This window comes from Streptomyces sp. NPDC001902 (genome assembly GCF_042891295.1).
In the GTDB taxonomy this organism is placed as follows: domain Bacteria; phylum Actinomycetota; class Actinomycetes; order Streptomycetales; family Streptomycetaceae; genus Actinacidiphila.
In genome coordinates, this window is sequence record NZ_JBIATA010000020.1 from 1288 (window position 1) to 20345 (window position 19058).

General features: G+C 73.7%; 15 protein-coding genes. 12 read left to right on the forward strand and 3 right to left on the reverse strand.

All coding sequences use genetic code 11. From position 1 onward, the window contains the following. The first annotated feature begins 406 nt into the window (after positions 1-406). Positions 407-1294 (forward strand): hypothetical protein, encoded by an 888-nt coding sequence (locus ACFYYN_RS28160; RefSeq protein WP_500548103.1) that lies wholly within the window; start codon positions 407-409, stop codon positions 1292-1294. 65 nt (positions 1295-1359) lie between these two features. Here the strand turns inward: ACFYYN_RS28160 and ACFYYN_RS28165 are convergent, their stop codons facing one another. Then, entirely contained in the window at positions 1360-2643 is a 1284-nt protein-coding gene (locus ACFYYN_RS28165) for a DUF1015 family protein (RefSeq protein WP_500547995.1), read from the reverse strand. A gap of 72 nt (positions 2644-2715) precedes the next feature. Between ACFYYN_RS28165 and ACFYYN_RS28170 the strand changes: the two genes are divergently transcribed. Next, on the forward strand, positions 2716-3738 hold the full coding sequence (locus ACFYYN_RS28170) for an HAD-IIA family hydrolase (RefSeq protein ID WP_500547996.1): 1023 nt from the start codon (positions 2716-2718) through the stop codon (positions 3736-3738). Here ACFYYN_RS28170 and ACFYYN_RS28175 read toward each other — a convergent pair. Further along, positions 3735-4082, reverse strand: coding sequence for a sterol-binding protein (locus ACFYYN_RS28175; protein ID WP_499511093.1), 348 nt, complete (start codon positions 4080-4082; stop codon positions 3735-3737). The two genes, ACFYYN_RS28170 and ACFYYN_RS28175, sit on opposite strands and share 4 nt — an antisense overlap. Positions 4083-4229: 147 nt before the next feature. On the opposite strand from ACFYYN_RS28175, the gene ACFYYN_RS28180 reads away from it, so the two are divergent. The 6 genes from ACFYYN_RS28180 (at position 4230) to ACFYYN_RS28205 (ending at position 10618) form a co-directional block, all read left to right on the forward strand. Then, positions 4230-5201: a histone gene (locus tag ACFYYN_RS28180; RefSeq protein ID WP_500547997.1), complete on the forward strand. Its 972-nt coding sequence runs from the start codon at positions 4230-4232 to the stop codon at positions 5199-5201. After that, positions 5194-5454, forward strand: coding sequence for a hypothetical protein (locus ACFYYN_RS28185; RefSeq protein WP_500547998.1), 261 nt, complete (start codon positions 5194-5196; stop codon positions 5452-5454). The genes ACFYYN_RS28180 and ACFYYN_RS28185 overlap by 8 nt, the downstream gene beginning before the upstream one ends. A 7-nt stretch (positions 5455-5461) precedes the next feature. Further along, on the forward strand, positions 5462-6268 hold the full coding sequence (locus ACFYYN_RS28190) for a TlyA family RNA methyltransferase (protein ID WP_500547999.1): 807 nt from the start codon (positions 5462-5464) through the stop codon (positions 6266-6268). Continuing rightward, positions 6265-7203, forward strand: coding sequence for an NAD kinase (locus ACFYYN_RS28195; protein WP_500328576.1), 939 nt, complete (start codon positions 6265-6267; stop codon positions 7201-7203). Before ACFYYN_RS28190 ends, ACFYYN_RS28195 begins: the two co-directional genes overlap by 4 nt. Positions 7204-7252: 49 nt before the next feature. Then, entirely contained in the window at positions 7253-8995 is a 1743-nt protein-coding gene (recN, locus tag ACFYYN_RS28200; RefSeq protein ID WP_500548000.1) for a DNA repair protein RecN, read from the forward strand. Between the two features lie 486 nt (positions 8996-9481). Beyond that, on the forward strand, positions 9482-10618 hold the full coding sequence (locus ACFYYN_RS28205) for a glycosyltransferase family 4 protein (RefSeq protein ID WP_500548001.1): 1137 nt from the start codon (positions 9482-9484) through the stop codon (positions 10616-10618). Positions 10619-10647: 29 nt separating this feature from the next. Here ACFYYN_RS28205 and ACFYYN_RS28210 read toward each other — a convergent pair whose 3' ends face one another. Then, positions 10648-12456: a glycoside hydrolase family 15 protein gene (locus ACFYYN_RS28210; protein WP_500328570.1), complete on the reverse strand. Its 1809-nt coding sequence runs from the start codon at positions 12454-12456 to the stop codon at positions 10648-10650. Positions 12457-12860: 404 nt separating this feature from the next. Here ACFYYN_RS28210 and pyrG point away from each other — a divergent pair, with 404 nt between their 5' ends. The 4 genes from pyrG (at position 12861) to ald (ending at position 19026) form a co-directional block, all read left to right on the forward strand. Beyond that, on the forward strand, positions 12861-14507 hold the full coding sequence (gene pyrG, locus ACFYYN_RS28215; protein WP_500328600.1) for a CTP synthase: 1647 nt from the start codon (positions 12861-12863) through the stop codon (positions 14505-14507). Between the two features lie 63 nt (positions 14508-14570). Further along, positions 14571-15194 carry an NUDIX domain-containing protein gene (locus ACFYYN_RS28220; RefSeq protein ID WP_500548002.1) on the forward strand — a complete coding sequence of 208 codons (624 nt, stop codon included), beginning with the start codon at positions 14571-14573 and terminating at the stop codon, positions 15192-15194. A gap of 129 nt (positions 15195-15323) precedes the next feature. After that, a complete protein-coding gene (locus tag ACFYYN_RS28225) occupies positions 15324-17660 on the forward strand; it encodes a tetratricopeptide repeat protein (RefSeq protein ID WP_500548003.1) in 2337 nt (778 codons plus the stop codon). Between the two features lie 250 nt (positions 17661-17910). After that, on the forward strand, positions 17911-19026 hold the full coding sequence (ald, locus tag ACFYYN_RS28230) for an alanine dehydrogenase (RefSeq protein WP_500548104.1): 1116 nt from the start codon (positions 17911-17913) through the stop codon (positions 19024-19026). Positions 19027-19058: the final 32 nt, after the last annotated feature.

Consider the following 19058-nt stretch of genomic DNA (forward strand, 5'->3'; position numbering starts at 1 on the left):
CGGTGGGTTCCGTCGTGACGACCGGCCGCGCTACGACCGTCCCCGTGAGGATCGTCCCCGTGACGACCGGCGCGATGACCGCGGTGGGTTCCGTCGCGACGACCGGCCGCGGTACGACCGTCCCCGCGAGGATCGTCCCCGTGACGACCGGCGGGACGACCGGCCCCGTGGGCCGCGCCGGGACGACGACCGTGGCGGCTACCGTCGCGACGACCGTAGGGACGAGCGTCCCCGCGGCCCGCGTCGTGATGACGAGCGCGGCCAGGGCGGCGGCCGGCGGCCGTACGTGCAGGGGCGCGGGCGGTTCGAGAACACCCGGGGCCGTGACGAGCGCCGTGAGGAGCGGGAGCCGGTGAAGCGGCTGCCGATCCCGGACGACGTGACGGGTCAGGAGATCGACCCCAGCGTGCGTCAGGAGCTCATGAGCCTGCCGAAGACGCTCGCCGAGGACGTGGCGCGCAACCTCGTCATGGTGGCCCGGCTGCTGGACGAGGACCCGGACCTGGCCTACGGCTACTCCAGGGTCGCGCTGCGACTCGCGTCCCGTGTCGCCGCCGTCCGTGAGGCGGCCGGCTTCGCCTCGTACGCCACGGAGCGGTACGCCGAGGCGCTGGCCGAGTTCCGGGCGTGCCGGCGGATGACGGGCACGGTCGACCTGTGGCCGGTCATGGCGGACTGTGAGCGGGGCATGGGCCGCCCGGAGCGCGCGCTGGAGATGGCGGGCGCGCCGGAGGTGCACAAGCTGGACCGCGCGGGTCAGGTGGAGATGCGCCTGGTGGCCGCCGGTGCGCGGCGCGACATGGGCCAGAACGAGGCCGCCGTCGTCACCCTGCAGAGCCCGGAACTGGCGTCCAACGCCGTGCACCCGTGGACGGCGCGACTGCGCTACGCGTACGCCGACGCGCTGCTCGCGGCGGGCCGTGAGGACGAGGCCCGGGAGTGGTTCGCCAAGGCGCTGGAGGCCGACCAGAGCGGCAGCACGGACGCCTCCGACCGGCTGGCGCAGCTGGACGGCGTGGCCTTCGTGGACGCGCTGGACGAGGGTGCCGACGAGGGCGCCGGGGCCGGCGCGCCCGTCGCGGCGGATCGGGACGACGACGGCGACGACATCGACGACGACGCCGCCGAGGACTCCGCGGATGCCGAGGCCTCCGACGACGAGGAGCACGAGGCGCACGGGGAGCGCGAGGTCGGTGACGCCGGGGAGCCGGACGTCGACCTGACCGACGAGGCCGACCCGACGGCGTTCCTCGACGACCCGTTCAAGGAGCCCGCCAAGGGCACCGAGGACTGATCGCGGGAGCAAGGGGAAGGGCGGCATCCGCGTCACGCGGATGCCGCCCTTCGCGTTGTGCGGTTTCAGGCGGGCGTGCCGTCGAGTTCCAGGCTGCGCAGCACCAGGCCGGTCGCCGGCTTCGGGCCGAAGGAGGTCGACTTGCGCGGCATCGTCACACCCTGCTTGGCGAGGTCGTGCACGACGCTCTCGCGCACCGGGTGGATGAGCACGGCCGTGCCGCCGTAATGCTCGGCGCGCTCGACCGCGGCCTGGGTGTCGTGGATGTAGTGGATGTGCTCGGGGGCGTCCGGCACCTCCCAGATCCGGTCCAGGAGCAGGCTGTGCAGCACCGTGGCGTCCAGCTGCCGCCATTCCTCGGGCCGGTCCCCGGGGATGGCGCGGTCGAGGGCCTCGGTGTCCGGCCGGTCCAGGAGGTGGAAGCGGCCGTCGCCGGTGAGCAGGAAGGCGTTGCCCTCGGCCGCCGCGGCCTCCAGGGCGGCCAGGGCCTGCGGGAGGGGGCCGGGCAGCTCCTGTACGCGGAAGGCGTGGCGGGCCGCCTCGACGGCCCGTGCGACGGGCAGTTGCGGCAGCACACGGTGGATGGCGCGGACCCGCAGCGGGTAGCGGGCGGTGTCCACCAGCAGCACCAGGCCGTAGTCCCAGGGGCTGGGGGCCTCGTGCTCGGCCTGCAGCAGCAGGTACGTGGCCCAGCGGTGGTGGCCGTCGGCGATGACGGCCTGGTGCCGGGACAGGTCGGCGTCGACCGCGGCGATCGCCCCCGGGTCGGTGATCGCCCACAGCCGGTGGTGGATGCCGTCCTCGGTCGTCGTGGCCAGCAAGGGCGGCTCCGCGACGGTGCGTTCGACGACCTCGGCCGCCTCCCCGTCATCGCCCCGGTACGCCAGCAGCAGCGGTTCGAGGTTGGCGGCCGTGGCACGCATGAGCGCCGCGCGGTCGGCGACCGGGCCGGGCATCACGTCCTCGTGCGGCAGCACGATCCGTTCCTCGGGCGGGGTCAGGCGCAGGGCACCGATGAGGCCGCGCTGCACCTGATGGCCCTCGCGCTGCTCGTACACGTACAGGGCGGGCTTGGGGTCGAGGGCCAGGACGCCCTCCTCCTGCCATTGGAACAGCGCCCATGCGGCCTTGCGGTGCCGGCCGTCCGGGGGCTCGGCGGTGGGCAGGATGAGCCGCACGACATTGTGCGGGTCGGCTGTCTCCAGGTGCCGCTGTTCCTCGGGCCGGACGACGACGTCGTACGGTGGCGAGGTGACCGCGGCCAGGCTGCCGACCCGCTCGGGGACGTAGCGGAGCGCGCGGAACGGCGCCAGCCGCAAGCCCCGTACAGCGGGTCCGGAATTGCTCATCCGGGCATGCTACGCGGGTCATGTCCGCGAAGTGTGCCGAGTGATCGACGACATACGAGGAGCGACCGCCCGATGACCCACAGGACCGGCCCGGCCGGCAGTGAAAGCCCCCTTGACCAGGCGTACGACACCGCCCTGCTCGACCTGGACGGAGTGGTCTATGCGGGTGGTGACGCGATCGTGCACGCCGTGGAGTCGCTCGGTTCGGCCCGGGCCCACGGCATGCGGCTGGCGTACGTCACCAACAACGCGGCCCGCACGCCGCGGACCGTCGCGGAGCACCTGACGCGGCTCGGCGTGCCGGCCGAGGCGGAAGAGGTCATCACCTCCGCCCAGGCGGTGGCCCGGCTGATCGCGGATCAGGTCCCGGCGGGCGCACGGGTGCTGGCGATCGGCGGCGAGGGGCTGGTGGAGGCGCTGCGTGAACGCGGGCTCCAGCCGGTCGCCTCGGCCGACGACGACCCGGCCGCGGTCGTGCAGGGCTACTCGCCCAAGGTCGGCTGGGAGCAGCTCGCGGAGGCGGCGTACGCGGTCAACCGCGGTGCGCCGTGGTTCGCCTCGAACACCGACCTGACCATCCCGACCGCCCGCGGCACGGCACCGGGGAACGGCGCGCTCGTCGAGGTCGTCCGGATCGCGACCGGTGGCGAACCGCAGGTCGCGGGCAAACCACTGCCGCCCATGCACCGGGAGACGGTCATCAGGACGGGCGCGCGACGGCCGCTGGTGGTCGGCGACCGGCTCGACACGGACATCGAGGGCGCCCACGCGGGCGGCGTCGACTCGCTGCTGGTGCTCACCGGGGTCACCACTCCCGCACTGCTGCTCGCCGCTCCGCCGCAGCACCGGCCCACCTACGTCGACGCCGACCTGCGCGGCCTGCTCACCCCGCAGCCCGAGGTCACGGACGCCGGTGCGGGCGCGTACCGCTGCGGGGGCTGGACCGCCTCGGCGGGCGACGGGGCGCTGCTGCTGGACGGCGACGGCGAACCCATGGACGGACTGCGGGCGCTGTGCGCGGCGGCCTGGACACGGGCCGGGGACGGCTCCTGCGACCTGGACGCGGAGAAGGCGCTGGACCGGCTGGGGCTCTAGAGGAGCTTGCGCAGCCGCAGCAGGTCGCGGAAGCCCGCCTCCAGCTTGACCCTGCCGCTGCCCCACGCCTTGGCGAAGTGCAGCTTGCCGTCGACGAGCGCGACGAGGTCGTCACCGGCCATGGTCAGCCTTATCTCGGCGCGCTCGGCCGGCGGGCCCTGCACGGTGACCACGTCCTGGATGCGGCCGTCCACCAGACGCCCCACGAAGGTGACGTCGAGATCGGTGATGCGGCAGCTCAGCGAGCGGTCGAGAGCGGCCGCGCTGCGCAGGTCGCCCTCGGTCCCGGCGAGGTTCTCGGACAGCCGCTCGAGCGCGCTGCGGCACTCCTCGATGGTCGCCATGGGCTGTGCTTCTCCCGTTCGGACGTGGCTCGTGCTGGTCTTGATCGACGGTACCGCAGGGGACTGTCGGGGAGGCGCGGCGCCATAGGCGGTAGCGTCGTGACCGACGAAGTCTGGGGTACTGGTGAAGGCGAGGAGTGAGGGCGTATGCGGGACGCGTTGCGGACCTGTCTGCAGATCGCGGGCGGCCTGACCGAGGCCACCCGGCGACGGGCGGTCGGGGCGGCCAAGGAACTGCTCGACCAGACCGGGATAGACGTCGACGCGGTCCAGCGGAGCATCGGCGAGCGGATCCCGCCCGAGGTGCAGACGCTCGCGGACGAGCTGATGGCGTCGGGACGGGCCAACCGCGACCTGCTCGTGGGTCTCGTCCGCGAGGAGATCGACAAGGCGATGGGCCGGGTCGGGCGGCTCGCGGACGAGGTCACCAAGGTCGGCGTCGTCCTGGAGGCCCTGGAACGCCGCATCCGGAACCTGGAGGACGACGACCGGGAGCCGGCCGGGGCCGACATGACGGACGAGGAGCCGGACCCCGGTCTGTACGTGCCGCCGCAGCCGCCGGTGGAGCATGCGCCGGTCGCCAGGCCCGCGCCCGCGCCCGCGCCTGCGCCCGCGAAGAAGCCCACGGGGACGGGCGCTGCCGCCGCCACCCCGGTGGCGCGCAAGAACGCCGCGCCGGCGCAGCCTCCGGCCACGCCTGCAGCCCCTGTGGTTCCGGAGCCAGACATGGCCGCGGGCACGGCTGCCGTGCCGGTCGCGCGGAAGAACGCGGCCCCCGCGAAGGCTCCTGCCGCGAAGCAGACCGCCCCCGCCAAGAAGGCCCCCGCCAAGAAGGCCGCCCCGGCCAAGAAGACCGCGGCGGCGTCCGGAGCGGCTGCGCCCGCGAAGAAGACGACGGCGGCGAAGAAGGCCACCCCCGCGAAGAAGACCGCCGCGGTGTCCGGCACCGCTGCCACCGCCCCCGCCAAGAAGGCGACGGCGGCGAAGAAGGCCACCCCTGCCAAGAAGACGGCCCCGGCGAAGACCACGGCCGCAGCGAAGACGGCCGCCCCCGCGAAGAAGGCCACCCCTGCCAAGAAGACGGCGGGCCGCACGCAGGAGGTGAAGGGACGTGACTGAGACCGGGCCGGAGGGCGTGGCACCCGCGCCCGCACCGGAGGCCGCGGTCCCGGCGGAGGCGGTCGCCGACGCGGGGCCGCGTCCGCTGGGCGTCGTGCTGGACGCCACGGGGAATACCGAGGTGGACGCCGTCCTTGTCCGCCTGCGGGATGCCGACCTGCTTCCCACCGAGGACCACGTCGAGGTGTACGAGGATGTACACCGTGGGCTGCGCGACACGCTCACAGGACTCGACGCCGACAACAGGAGCTGAACCTCACGTGGCACGACGCCGACTCGACGCCGAGCTGGTGCGCCGGAACCTGGCCCGCTCGCGGGAGCACGCCGGGCAGCTGATCACGGCCGGCCGGGTGACCGTGGGCGGGACGACCGCGACGAAGGCCGCCACGCAGGTGGAGACCAGCGCCGCGGTCGTCGTCGCCGATGACGCCTCGGACCCGGACTACGTCTCCCGCGGCGGCCACAAGCTGGCCGGGGCGCTGGCGGCGTTCGTGCCCCACGGGTTGCTCGTGGAGGGGCGGCGCGCGCTGGACGCCGGGGCGTCCACGGGCGGCTTCACCGACGTCCTGCTCCGCAACGGCGCGGCGCACGTCGTCGCCGTCGACGTCGGCTACGGACAGCTCGCGTGGTCGCTGCAGAGCGATGAACGCGTCACCGTGAAGGACCGTACCAACGTCCGCGAGTTGACGCTCGAGCAGATCGACAACCAGCCGGTGGACCTTGTCGTCGGCGACCTGTCCTTCATCCCGCTCGGGCTCGTCCTGCCCGCCCTCGTACGCTGCGGCGCGCCCGACGCGGACCTGGTCCTGATGGTCAAGCCGCAGTTCGAGGTGGGCAAGGAGCGACTGGGCAGCGGCGGTGTCGTCCGCAGCCCTCAGCTGCGCGCCGATGCCGTACGACAGGTCGCCGGACAGGCGGCCGCACTGGGACTGGGGGTGCTGGGCGTGACCGCGAGCCCGTTGCCGGGACCGTCGGGGAATGTGGAGTACTTTCTGTGGCTGCGCGCCGGGGCGCCCGAACTGGACCCGGCGGATGTCGACCGCGCTGTGGCGGAGGGGCCCCGTTGAGCGAGACGCACGAGACGCACGAGGTGCACGGGACGTCCGGCCGCACCGTCTTCCTCCTCGCCCACACCGGGCGCCCGGCGGCCATCCGCAGTGCCGAGCGGGTGGTCCAGGGGCTGAAGCGCTGCAACATCGGCGTACGGGTGCTGGCCGAGGAGGCCGAGGACCTGACGCTGCCCGGGGACGGCGGGGTGCAGCGGGTGCAGGAGATCGGACCGGAGACGGTCGCGGACTGCGAGCTGATCATCGTCCTGGGCGGTGACGGCACGCTGCTGCGCGGCGCGGAGTTCGCGCGCGCCTCCGGGGTGCCGATGCTCGGCGTCAACCTGGGCCGGGTCGGCTTCCTCGCGGAGGCCGAGCGCGACGACCTGGACAAGGTCGTCGACCGTGTGGTCACCCGCGACTACGAGGTCGAGGAGCGCATGACGATCGACGTCCTGGTGCGCAACGACGGCCGGGTCGTCCACACCGACTGGGCGCTGAACGAGGCGTCGGTGGAGAAGCAGGCGCGCGAGCGGCTGCTGGAGGTCGTCACGGAGGTGGACGGCCGTCCGGTCTCCCGCTTCGGCGGCGACGGGGTGGTGATGGCGACCCCGACCGGGTCGACCGCGTACGCCTTCTCGGCCGGCGGGCCGGTGGTCTGGCCCGAGGTGGAGGCGCTGCTGATGGTGCCGATCAGCGCGCACGCGCTCTTCGCGAAGCCGCTGGTGACCTCCCCGAAGTCGGTGCTGGCGGTGGAGGTGCAGCCGAAGACTCCGCACGGCGTGCTGTGGTGCGACGGGCGGCGCTCGGTGGACCTTCCGGCCGGGGCCCGCGTGGAGGTCCGGCGGGGCGCGGTGCCGGTGCGGCTGGCGCGGCTCCACCACGCCTCGTTCACGGACCGGCTGGTCGCGAAGTTCGCCCTGCCGGTGGCCGGCTGGCGGGGCGCGCCGCACTGAGATTGCCCTCAGGGGTGAGGCCCGTCGCGCGGCGGCCCGCAAACCTCGTATGGTCGTATCCGTGTTGGAGGAAATGCGGATCCGGTCGCTGGGAGTCATCGAGGACGCCGTGGTCGAGCTGTCGCCCGGCTTCACCGCGGTGACCGGCGAGACCGGCGCGGGCAAGACCATGGTCGTCACCAGTCTCGGGCTGCTGCTGGGCGGCCGTGCCGATCCCGGTCTGGTCCGGATCGGTACGAAATCGGCGTCGGTCGAGGGGCGGATCACGCTGGCGGCGGGCGCGCCCGCCGTCCTGCGGGCCGAGGAGGCGGGCGCCGAGCTGGACGACGGTGCGCTGCTCATCAGCCGTACCGTCTCGGCGGAGGGCCGCTCCAGGGCCTTCGTGGGCGGGCGCACGGTCCCCGTGGGGCTGCTGGGCGAGCTGGCGGACGAGCTGGTCGCCGTGCACGGCCAGACCGACCAGCAGGGCCTGCTGCGGCCGGCCCGCCAGCGCGAGGCCCTGGACCGGTACGCGGGCGACGCCGTCGCCGTGCCGCTGGCCAAGTACGCGGGCGCCTACCGGCGGCTGCGCGAGGTCGCGGGCGAGCTGGACGAGCTGACCACCCGGGCCCGGGAGCGCGCCCAGGAGGCGGACCTGCTGCGCTTCGGCCTGGACGAGGTCGCCGCCGCGGAACCGCTGCCCGGCGAGGACGCCGACCTGGCCGCCGAGGCCGAGCGGCTGGGCCATGCCGAGGCGCTCGCGTCGGCCGCGACCCAGGCGCACGCCGCGCTCGCGGGCAACCCCGAGGACCCCGAGGGCGTCGACGCCGGCATGCTCGTCGCGGGCGCCCAGCGCGCGCTGGAGGCCGTCCGCTCCCACGACCCGGCGCTGGCCGCGCTCTCGGATCGGATCGGCGAGATCGGCATCCTCCTCGGCGACGTCGCCGGTGAGCTCGCCGGGTACGCCGACGACCTGGACGCCGATCCCCGGCGCCTGGCGGTCGTGGAGGAGCGGCGGGCCGTCCTCGCCCACCTCACCCGCAAGTACGGGGAGTCCATCGACGCCGTCCTGGCGTGGGCCGAGCAGGGCGCGGCCCGGCTGGGCGAGCTGGAGGGCGACGACGAGCGGATCGGGGAGCTCACCGGGGAGCGCGACGCGCTGCGCCTCGAGCTCGGCGACCTCGCCCAGGCCCTCACCGACGCCCGGGGGGAGGCGGCGGACCGTTTCGCCGCGGCCGTCACGGCGGAGCTCGCGCAGCTCGCCATGCCGCACGCCCGGGTCGGCGTCGCCCTCCGGCAGACGGAGGACGAGGAGGGCATCGAGGTCGGCGGCCGCCGGGTCGCCTTCGGCGCGACCGGCGCCGACGAGGTCGAGCTGCAGCTCGCACCCCACCCCGGCGCCCCGGCCCGGCCGATCGCCAAGGGTGCTTCCGGTGGTGAGCTGTCCCGGGTGATGCTCGCCGTCGAGGTCGTCTTCGCGGGGTCGGACCCGGTGCCGACGTACCTGTTCGACGAGGTCGACGCGGGCGTCGGCGGCAAGGCGGCGGTCGAGGTCGGCCGGCGTCTGGCGCGTCTGGCGCGGACCGCGCAGGTCGTGGTCGTCACGCACCTGCCCCAGGTGGCCGCGTTCGCGGACCGGCAGCTGCTGGTCGAGAAGACGAACGACGGGTCCGTGACGCGGAGCGGGGTGCGCGTCCTGGAGGGTGAGGAGCGGGTACGCGAGCTGTCGCGGATGCTCGCGGGGCTGGAGGACTCGGAGCTCGGGCGGGCGCACGCGGAGGAGTTGCTGGCCGCGGCCCGCGAAGCGCGCTGACGCGCGCCGGACCCGCGTGGGCCGTCGCTCCGGCCGGGTGTGCGGATCGCAGGGTGGCTGCGGTCCTGGCCGGGAGGGCGTCTCGCCTTCGCCAGTGGGGGTGCGGCCTTACCGCGCGGCGGGTGGCCGACCGACGTCCCCCGGGCGCCGTCCGGCGGACCCCGGGAGGGGTTTCCGCGCACCGCACCCGGGGCGGAGGCGGTCGGCAACGCCGCCGGCCGGTCCGTGGCCGGTCCGTCGGGGGCACCGCCGTCCCCAGCCGTGGGCGTGCACCGGCGCGTGCCACGCCCGAGGGCGGGTACCCCCGCTTGCGGGTGCGGGGTCGGCGTGATGGGGGAGCGGGGGGCACTCGTAAGGGTGGTCCCGCGTACGTGTGGCCGGGTGGGGGTGGGGCATCGCTCCCTGGATGGCCTATCGGCCTGGCATCCTTGAGGGAGCAGACCCCGCCGCCCTCCGCACGATGCCGAGTCAGGAGTCCTACCCCGCGTGAGCAGTTCACCGAGCCCCTTGCACGGGCAGCTGCACGCCGTCCACGTGCTGGGCGAGACGGCGCGGGCCCATGTCGCCTCCGTGGCGGGCGGGTTGGTGGCGCGCGGCGTGCAGGTGACGGTCTGCGGTCCGGTCGAGGCCGAGGAGCGGTACGGGTTCGGGGCGGCGGGAGCGCGGTTCGCGCCGGTCGAGATCACGCGGCGCGCACAACCGAGGGCGGACGCGGCCGTGGTGACGGCGTTGCGGGCGGCCTGCGCCGGGGCGGACGTGGTGCATGCGCACGGGCTGCGGGCCGGGCTGCTCGCCACGATGGCGCTGAGCGGGCGCCGTACGCCGCTGGTGGTGACCTGGCACGGCGCGGTGCTGGCGGAGGGGGCGCGGGGGCGGGTGCTGCGGTTGCTGGAGCGCCGGGTGGCGCGGGCGGCGGCGGTCGTGCTGGGCGCCTCGTCGGACCTGGTGGACCGGGCCCGTACGGCCGGGGCCCGGGACGCCCGGCTCGGGCCGATCGGGGTGCCGGCGCCACCGCGGGCCGTGCCGTCCCCGGAGGCGGTGGCGGAGGCGGAGCGGCGCCGGCACAAGACCCGGGACGAATTCGCCGTGGGGGAGCGTCCGTTGCTGCTCGCGGTGGGCCGTCTGGAGGCGCGCAAGGGGTATCACCTGCTGCTGGACGCGGCCCACGGCTGGGCGGGGCTCGACCCGGCGCCGTTGCTGGTCGTCGCGGGCGAGGGCTCGCTGCGTACGGAGCTCCAGGAGCGGATCGACACCGAGGAGCTGCCGGTGCGGCTGCTCGGCCGCCGCGACGACGTGCCCGAACTCCTCGCCGCCGCCGACGTGGTGGTGCTGCCGTCGCGCTGGGAGGCGCGGTCCCTTCTCGCGCAGGAGGCGCTGCACGCGGGGGCGCCGCTGGTGGCGACGTCCGTCGGTGGTACGCCCGAACTCGTCGGCGAGGCGGCGGTGTTGGTGCCCTACGGCAATCCGAAGACGCTCGCGGACACCGTCACGCGTCTGCTGGGGGACCCGGCACGGCGTGCGGGGCTCGCCGCGGCCGGTCCCGTACAGGCCGCCACTTGGCCGACCGAGGATGACACGGTCGCCCAAGTGCTCAGCATCTACGACGAGTTGACCTCGTCCTGAGGGCCGCTTCGCGGGCGGCGGCGGTGCGGTCAGCCGCCGTACGCGCCGCTCGCGGTGAGCCGCAGCGCCGTGTCGATCAGCGGCACGTGGCTGAAGGCCTGCGGGAAGTTGCCGACCTGCCGCTGCAGCCGCGGGTCCCACTCCTCGGCCAGCAGGCCGAGGTCGTTGCGGAGCGCGAGCAGCTTCTCGAAGAGCCTGCGGGCCTCGTCGACCCGGCCGATCATGGCGAGGTCGTCGGCGAGCCAGAAGGAGCACGCGAGGAAGGCGCCCTCGTCGCCGGGGAGGCCGTCCAGGTTCTCGCCGCCGGGCGGGGCGTCGGTCGGGTAGCGCAGCACGAAGCCGTCCTCGGTGGACAGTTCCCGCTGGATCGCCTCGATGGTGCCGATGACGCGCTTGTCGTCCGGCGGCAGGAAGCCGACCTGCGGGATGAGCAGCAGCGAGGCGTCCAGCTCGCGCGAGCCGTAGGACTGCGTGAAGGTGTTGCGTTCCTTGTCGTAGCCCTTCTCGCACACGTCGCGGTGGATCTCGTCGCGCAGGTCGCGCCAGCGCTCCAGCGGGCCGTCGACCTCGCCGGACTCGATGAGCTTGACGGTGCGGTCGACGGCGACCCAGGCCATGACCTTGGAGTGGACGAAGTGCCGGCGCGGGCCGCGGACCTCCCAGATGCCCTCGTCCGGCTCGTCCCAGTGGTCCTCCAGGTACTGGATGAGCCGGATCTGCAGCAGCGAGGCGTAGTCGTTGCGGGCCAGGCCGGTCATGTGCGCCAGGTGCAGGGCCTCGGTGACCTCGCCGTAGACGTCGAGCTGCAGTTGGTGGGCCGCGCCGTTGCCGACCCGGACCGGGATCGAGCCCTCGTAGCCGGGCAGCCAGTCCAGCTCGGTCTCGCCGAGCTCGCGCTCACCGGCGATGCCGTACATGATCTGCAGGTTCTCCGGGTCGCCGGCGACCGCGCGCAGCAGCCACTCGCGCCAGGCGCGGGCCTCGTCGCGGTAGCCGGTGCGCAGCAGGGAGGACAGGGTGATCGCCGCGTCGCGCAGCCAGGTGAAGCGGTAGTCCCAGTTGCGGACGCCGCCGATGTCCTCGGGCAGGGAGGTGGTGGGGGCGGCGACGATGCCGCCGGTCGGCCCGTACGTCAGGGCCTTGAGGGTGATCAGGGAACGGACCACGGCGTCCCGGTAGGGGCCGTGGTAGGTGCACTGGGCGACCCACTCGCGCCAGAAGTCCTCGGTGGCCTCCAGCGACGCCTCGGGCTCGGCGAGCGGGGGCGGCTCCTTGTGCGAGGGCTGCCAGCTGATGGTGAAGGCGATGCGGTCGCCGGGCGAGACCGTGAAGTCCGCGTAGGTGGTGAGGTCCTTGCCGTACGTCTCGACATCGGTGTCGTGCCAGACGGAGTCCGGGCCGGCGACGGCGACGGTGCGCTCGCCCACCTTGTGCACCCACGGCACGACCCAGCCGTAGCTGAAGCGCATGCGCAGCGCGGACCGCATCGGCACCCGGCCGCTGACGCCCTCGACGATCCGGATCAACTGGGGGGCGCCGTCACGCGGCGGCATGAAGTCGATCACACGGACCGTGCCGCGGGGGGTGTCCCACTCGGACTCCAGCACCAGGGAGTCGCCCCGGTAGCGGCGCCGGGTGGCGGCCGGGGACGGGGTGCCGTTCGCGTGGGCGGGGCCGAGCCGCCAGTAGCCGTGCTCCTCGGTGCCGAGGAGGCCCGCGAAGATCGCGGGGGAGTCGAAGCGGGGCAGGCACAGCCAGTCGACCGTGCCGTCCCGGCACACCAGGGCGGCGGTCTGCATATCGCCGATGAGTGCGTAATCCTCGATACGCCCGGCCACGTAGGTCTCCCAGTCGAACGACGGCGGCGCCCCTTGGGACTGGGGCGGTGATTGCGGTCTGTGGATCTGTCGACGAGCTCTTTCCCGGGAGCGGGCGGGGTAGTGCCGTGCCGGTTCACTCGCATCGAATCGATGTGTCCGAGCAGGATACGACGACAACGCGGGCTGTGCGGAAGCGACGACCGCCCCCGCTGGGCCGGTCGGGTGCATTTTGTCGTACCAAACTCCCGGTGACCGCGTTTTTCGTCAGAGAGCCGCCCGCACCGTCTGGTGCGCGTCACTGATACCCTGGTAGCCCGTGGGCCGGTGGCCTGAACCACTGAACCGCCGCGACGACACCCCTCTTCATCACCATGGTGCCGTCCCGACCACCACCTCGCGACCACGGGAGCCCCCTGTTGGCACTGCCGCCCAAATCCACGACGACCAAGCACCTCTTCGTCACTGGGGGTGTCGCCTCCTCGCTCGGCAAGGGACTGACCGCCTCCAGCCTCGGCGCACTGCTCAAGGCCCGGGGTCTGCGCGTCACCATGCAGAAGCTCGACCCGTACCTCAACGTGGACCCGGGCACGATGAACCCGTTCCAGCACGGTGAGGTGTTCGTCACGGACGACGGCGCCGAGACCGACCTGGACATCGGCCACTACGAGCGCTTCCTGGACGTGAACCTCGCCGGCTCGGCCAACGTCACCACCGGCCAGGTGTACTCCTCGGTGATCGCCAAGGAGCGGCGCGGCGAGTACCTGGGCGACACCGTGCAGGTCATCCCGCACATCACCAACGAGATCAAGTCCCGCATCCGGCGCATGGCGACCGAGGACGTGGACGTGGTGATCACGGAGGTCGGCGGCACCGTCGGCGACATCGAGTCGCTGCCCTTCCTGGAGTCCGTGCGGCAGGTCCGGCACGAGGTCGGCCGGGACAACGTCTTCGTGATGCACATCTCACTGCTCCCGTACATCGGCCCCTCCGGCGAGCTGAAGACGAAGCCGACCCAGCACTCCGTGGCCGCGCTGCGCAGCATCGGCATCCAGCCCGACGCGATCGTGCTGCGCGCCGACCGCGACGTGCCGACCTCCATCAAGCGCAAGATCTCGCTGATGTGCGACGTCGACGAGGAGGCCGTGGTCGCGGCGATCGACGCCCCGTCGATCTACGACATCCCCAAGGTGCTGCACACCGAGGGCCTGGACGCGTACGTGGTCCGCAAGCTGAACCTGCCGTTCCGCGACGTCGACTGGACGCAGTGGGACGACCTGCTGGGGCGGGTCCACCAGCCCGAGCACGAGGTGAAGGTCGCCCTCGTCGGCAAGTACATCGACCTGCCGGACGCCTACCTGTCGGTGACCGAGGCGCTGCGCGCCGGCGGCTTCGCCAACAACGCCAAGGTCAACATCAAGTGGGTGACCTCGGACGACTGCAAGACCGCGGCCGGCGCGGCCCGTCAGCTCGGCGACGTGGACGCGATCTGCGTGCCCGGCGGCTTCGGCGACCGCGGTGTGGAGGGCAAGGTCTCGGCGATCACCTTCGCCCGCGAGAACCGCATCCCGCTGCTGGGTCTGTGCCTGGGCCTGCAGTGCGTGGTCATCGAGGCGGCCCGCAGCCTGGCCGGCATCCCGGACGCCAACTCCACCGAGTTCGACGCCGCGACCGCCCACCCGGTGATCTCCACCATGGCCGAGCAGCTCGACATCGTCGCAGGCCAGGGCGACCTCGGCGGAACCATGCGGCTGGGCCTGTACCCGGCGAAGCTCGCCGAGGGTTCCATCGTCCGCGAGGTCTACGGCGGCGAGCCCTACGTCGAGGAGCGGCACCGCCACCGCTACGAGGTGAACAACGCCTACCGCGGCGAGCTGGAGAAGAAGGCCGGCCTGGTGTTCTCCGGCACCTCCCCGGACAACACGCTGGTCGAGTACGTCGAGTACCCCCGCGACGTGCACCCGTACCTGGTGGCCACCCAGGCGCACCCCGAACTCAAGTCCCGCCCGACCCGTCCGCACCCCCTGTTCGCGGGTCTGGTCGCGGCCGCCGTCGAGCGCCTCAAGGGTTGATCGGTACGGTTGCCGGGGCAGGCCGGCGAACGGCCCGCCCCGGTACCGCGTACGGAGGGCACCATGCTGAAGGACACTCCCGAGGAGTGGCGGGTCACCGCCACCGCCACCCCCTTCACCGGGAAGAAGACCAGCGTCCGCACCGATGACGTCGTCATGCCCGACGGCGGCGTCGCCCGGCGCGACTACCAGGTCCACCCCGGCTCGGTGGCCGTGCTCGCCCTCGACGACGGGGACCGGGTGCTGGTCCTCAAGCAGTACCGCCACCCCGTGCGGATGAAGCTGTGGGAGATCCCCGCCGGACTGCTCGACGTCCCCGGCGAGAACCCGCTGCACGCCGCCCAGCGCGAGCTGTACGAGGAGGCCCACGTCAAGGCCGAGGACTGGCGGGTGCTCACGGACGTGTACACCACGCCCGGCGGCTGCGACGAGGCCGTGCGGATCTTCCTGGCGCGGGGCCTGTCCGAGGTGGAGGGCGAGCGCTTCGAGGTGTCGGAGGAAGAGGCCGACATGGAGTTCGCCCGGGTCCCGGTGGACGAGCTGGTCCGCGGCGTCCTCGCCGGGGAACTGCACAACAACTGCCTCGTGGTGGGCGTGCTTGCGCTGCAGGCCGCCCGGGCGGGGGACGGCCTGGAGGCGCTGCGTCCCGCCGAGGCCGAGTGGCCCGCGCGACCGTTCTCCGTGTGACCCGTTCGGTCTGACCATCCGATCGTCCGAGAGGGTGATCATTGACCGGATCCGCCGCGTCGCGCAGGGGGGTTGGACCCACACCGTGAACTAGGCTCTTGCCGTTCGTAGGAGAACGGGAGTGAGCCCGTGGCGGATCACGTGCTGGACGCCGACGCATCGGCGGCGGCCTCTGACGACGGCCCATGGGGGCCGGCGTCGCAGACCCCGGCACACGGCACGCTGCCCCCCGGCCTGCCGGGGTTCGTCGGGCGCCGCCGCGAGCTCGAGGAACTGCGCGCCGACATCGACCGGCCGGGCCTGGCGGCCCTGCGCGGCCAGACGCCCGACGGCAGCCGCGTGCTCCTCGTGGCCGGCCGGCCGGGCTCGGGACGGACGGCGTTGGCCGTGCGCCTCGCCCACGAGGTCGCCGACCGCTACCCCGGCGGCCAGTTCTACGTACGGCTCAGCGAGAACGACGGCCGTCCGGTGCCGCCCGAGCAGTCCGCCCGCTCGCTGCTGCGCGCGATCGACGTCGAGGTCGAACCGGCCGCGGAGCGCGAGGAACTGCAGGCCGCACTGCGCACCGCCCTGAACGGGCGCAAGGCCGTCCTCGTCCTGGACGACGTCGTGGACTCCCGCCAGCTGCTGGACCTGATGCCCAAGGGCTCGGGGAACCTGCTGGTCGCCACGGCCGAGGGGCCGCTGCCCGGCGTCCACGACGTACGCCCGTGCACCCTGGGCGGGCTCGACCCGGTGGCGTGCGTCGACCTGCTGGCCGAGGCCGTGGGCCGGGTGCGGATCACCAACGACCCCCGGGCCGCGGAGGCTCTCGCCCAGGAGTGCGGCGGCCATCCCGCGGCGCTGCGCCTGGTCGCCGCATGGCTCGCTGCCCAGCCCCGCACCTCCGTCGCCGAAGCCACCCGCAGGCTGCACGCCGAGGCCGCCGAGCCGGCCGCCGCGGGACCGGCGGCTCCCGTGGCCGCTGAGGGCGGCACGGCCACCCGGGGCGACGGCACGCTCCGCGCCGACGTCGGGTACCGCACGGGCAGCAACCCGCTGCCGGAGGCGCTGCGCGGCCTGGCCGCGGACGGGCAGGCGCGGGTGCTGCGCCGGACGGGCACGTCCGCCGACCCGACCGCGCGGAAGCCCGGCGGCGCGCGGGACGCCGACGGTGCCGGGGGAGCGGAGGAGAAGGGGAACGCCGCCCCGCCGCCCACCCCGCGCGCCACTCCCGCGCCGGAGCTGCTGCGCGCCTTCCGCTTCGTCTACGGAGCGCTGTCGCCCGCCGTGGCCCGCATGCTGCGTCTGCTCGCGCTCGCCCCCTCGGGCCTGACCGACGCGCAGACCGCCTCCGCCCTGGGCGGCTGCTCGGTCGAGGCCGCGCAGGCCACGCTCGCGGACCTGGCCGGCTGCGGGCTGCTGCACCCCGAGCCGGCGGCCGGCGACCTGCCGGCGCAGTACCGCGTGCCGGGCTGGCTGACCCCGCCGCTGCGGGCACTTCTGGAGAGCACGGAGAAGCCGTCCGAGGTGCTGCTCGCCCGCGCCCGGATGCTGGAGCGCACGGTACGGCTGCTGCACGCGTGCCGGATGTGCCTGGAGGGCGAGACGGAACCGGACGGGCTGCCCAAGTCGCTGCGCTTCGCCGGCCGTCCGGTCGCGGCCGGGTGGCTGCGGCTGCGGCTGCCGGTCCTGCTGGCCTCCGCACGACTGGCGGTCGCGGACGGCGAACTGGACACCCTGGCCCGCCGTCTCATGGCCGCGCTCGTCCGGGCCCTCGCCGCGGACCCCGACGGCGGCGCGACCGCGCCGGAGCGCTACCGGCTCCACCACCTGGTGCTGGACGTGGCCGAGCGGCGCGGACTGCACCGCGAGAAGGCGGCGGCCCTGCTGAACATCGGAGACCTGGACGTGGAGGCGGCCCGCCCGCTCGACGCCCTCGACCGCTACCGGGCCGCGCTGGTGGCCTCCCGGGAGGCCTACGACGGTGACGCCGAGGGCCGCGCGCTGGAGGCCATCGCCGGGACCTATTTGGAGCTGGACGACCCGCAGCGCGCCTCCGACTGGTACGGCAGGGCGCTGGCCCTGCGGCAGGCCCGGGGCGAGGTGGTCCACCAGGCGCGGCTGCACTCCAGGCTCGGCGCCCTGTTCACCTACGCCGCCCACTACGGCAACGCGCTGCGCGAGTGGCGTGCCGCGGCGGCCGCCCACCGCCGGCTGAAGGACCTGCCCGCGCAGGCCCGTGCCCTCAGCGAGGTGGCCCGGGTCCAGGAGTACGCGGGCCACCCCGAGGACGCCCTGCGGACCTGCCGTGACGCCCTGTACTGGGCCCGGCAGGCGGGGGAGCGGCGGCTGGAGGGCGCCGTGCTGCTGCGCATGGCCGACACCCTGGAGCGGCTCGGGGACCCGGCGGGCGCCCGGCTCCAGCGGGCCGCGGCGCGCCGGCTGCTGCCCGCCGAGGAGATTCCGCAGCCCGAGGAGGACTGAGCGCCTCTGTTCCCGGGCCCAAGGGCCCACCGGGGGCCCTCAGATCACGCCGTCCGCGAGCTGTACCTACGAAACTGCCAATGCCTTCGCTGAAAGTAGTCACTTTGTAAGGCTGGACAGTGACTCTTCCTTCACTACACTTGGTCACACCGCAGAACATCGCGGTCAGGTCCGGCGTACTCCGTTATGGGGTGACATGTCCGGAGACCTGCACAAACCCTCCACTCCCGTGAACAGGACCGTGATCGACGTGAAGGTCGGCATCCCCCGCGAGGTCAAGAACAACGAGTTCCGCGTGGCCATCACCCCCGCCGGCGTGCACGAGCTCGTCCGAAGCGGCCACGAGGTCTTCGTCGAGCAGGACGCCGGTGTCGGCTCGTCCATCCCGAACGAGGAGTACGTCTCCGCCGGTGCGACGATCCTCCCGACCGCCGACGAGGTGTGGGCCGCCGCCGACCTGGTGCTGAAGGTCAAGGAGCCGATCGCGGAGGAGTACCACCGTCTCCGCAAGGACCAGACCCTCTTCACCTACCTGCACCTGGCGGCGTCCCGCGAGTGCACCGACGCGCTGCTGGAGTCCGGCACCACCGCGATCGCGTACGAAACCGTCGAGTTCGCCAACCGCCAGCTGCCGCTGCTCGCCCCGATGTCCGAGGTGGCCGGCCGGCTCGCCCCGCAGGTCGGCGCGTACCACCTGATGCGCTCGGCCGGCGGGCGCGGGGTGCTCCCCGGCGGCGTCCCGGGTGTGGCCCCGGCCAAGGCGGTCGTGATCGGCGGCGGCGTCTCCGGCTGGAACGCCGCGCAGATCGCCGTCGGCATGGGCTTCCACGTCACCCTGCTCGACCGGGACATCAACAAGCTGCGCGAGGCCGACAAGATCTTCGGCACCAAGGTGCAGACCATCGTCTCCAACGCCTTCGAGCTGGAGAAGGCCGTCCTCGACGCCGACCTCGTCATCGGCGCGGTCCTGATCCCGGGCGCCAAGGCCCCCAAGCTCGTCACCAACGAGCTGGTCTCCCGGATGAAGCCCGGCTCGGTGCTCGTCGACATCGCGATCGACCAGGGCGGCTGCTTCGAGGACTCCCGTCCCACCACGCACGCCGAGCCGACCTTCGCGGTGCACAACTCGGTCTTCTACTGCGTCGCCAACATGCCGGGTGCGGTGCCGAACACCTCCACCTACGCGCTGACCAACGCGACGCTGCCGTACATCGTCGAGCTGGCCAACCGTGGCTGGCGCGAGGCGCTGCGCCGGGACGCCGCGCTCGCCAAGGGCCTCAACACCCACGAGGGCCAGGTCGTCTACGGCCCGGTCGCCGAGGCCCACGGCCTGGACGCCGTCGACCTGGCCACCGTCCTCGGCTGACGCCGGCTGGTCGACTGATCGATTTTTCTCGC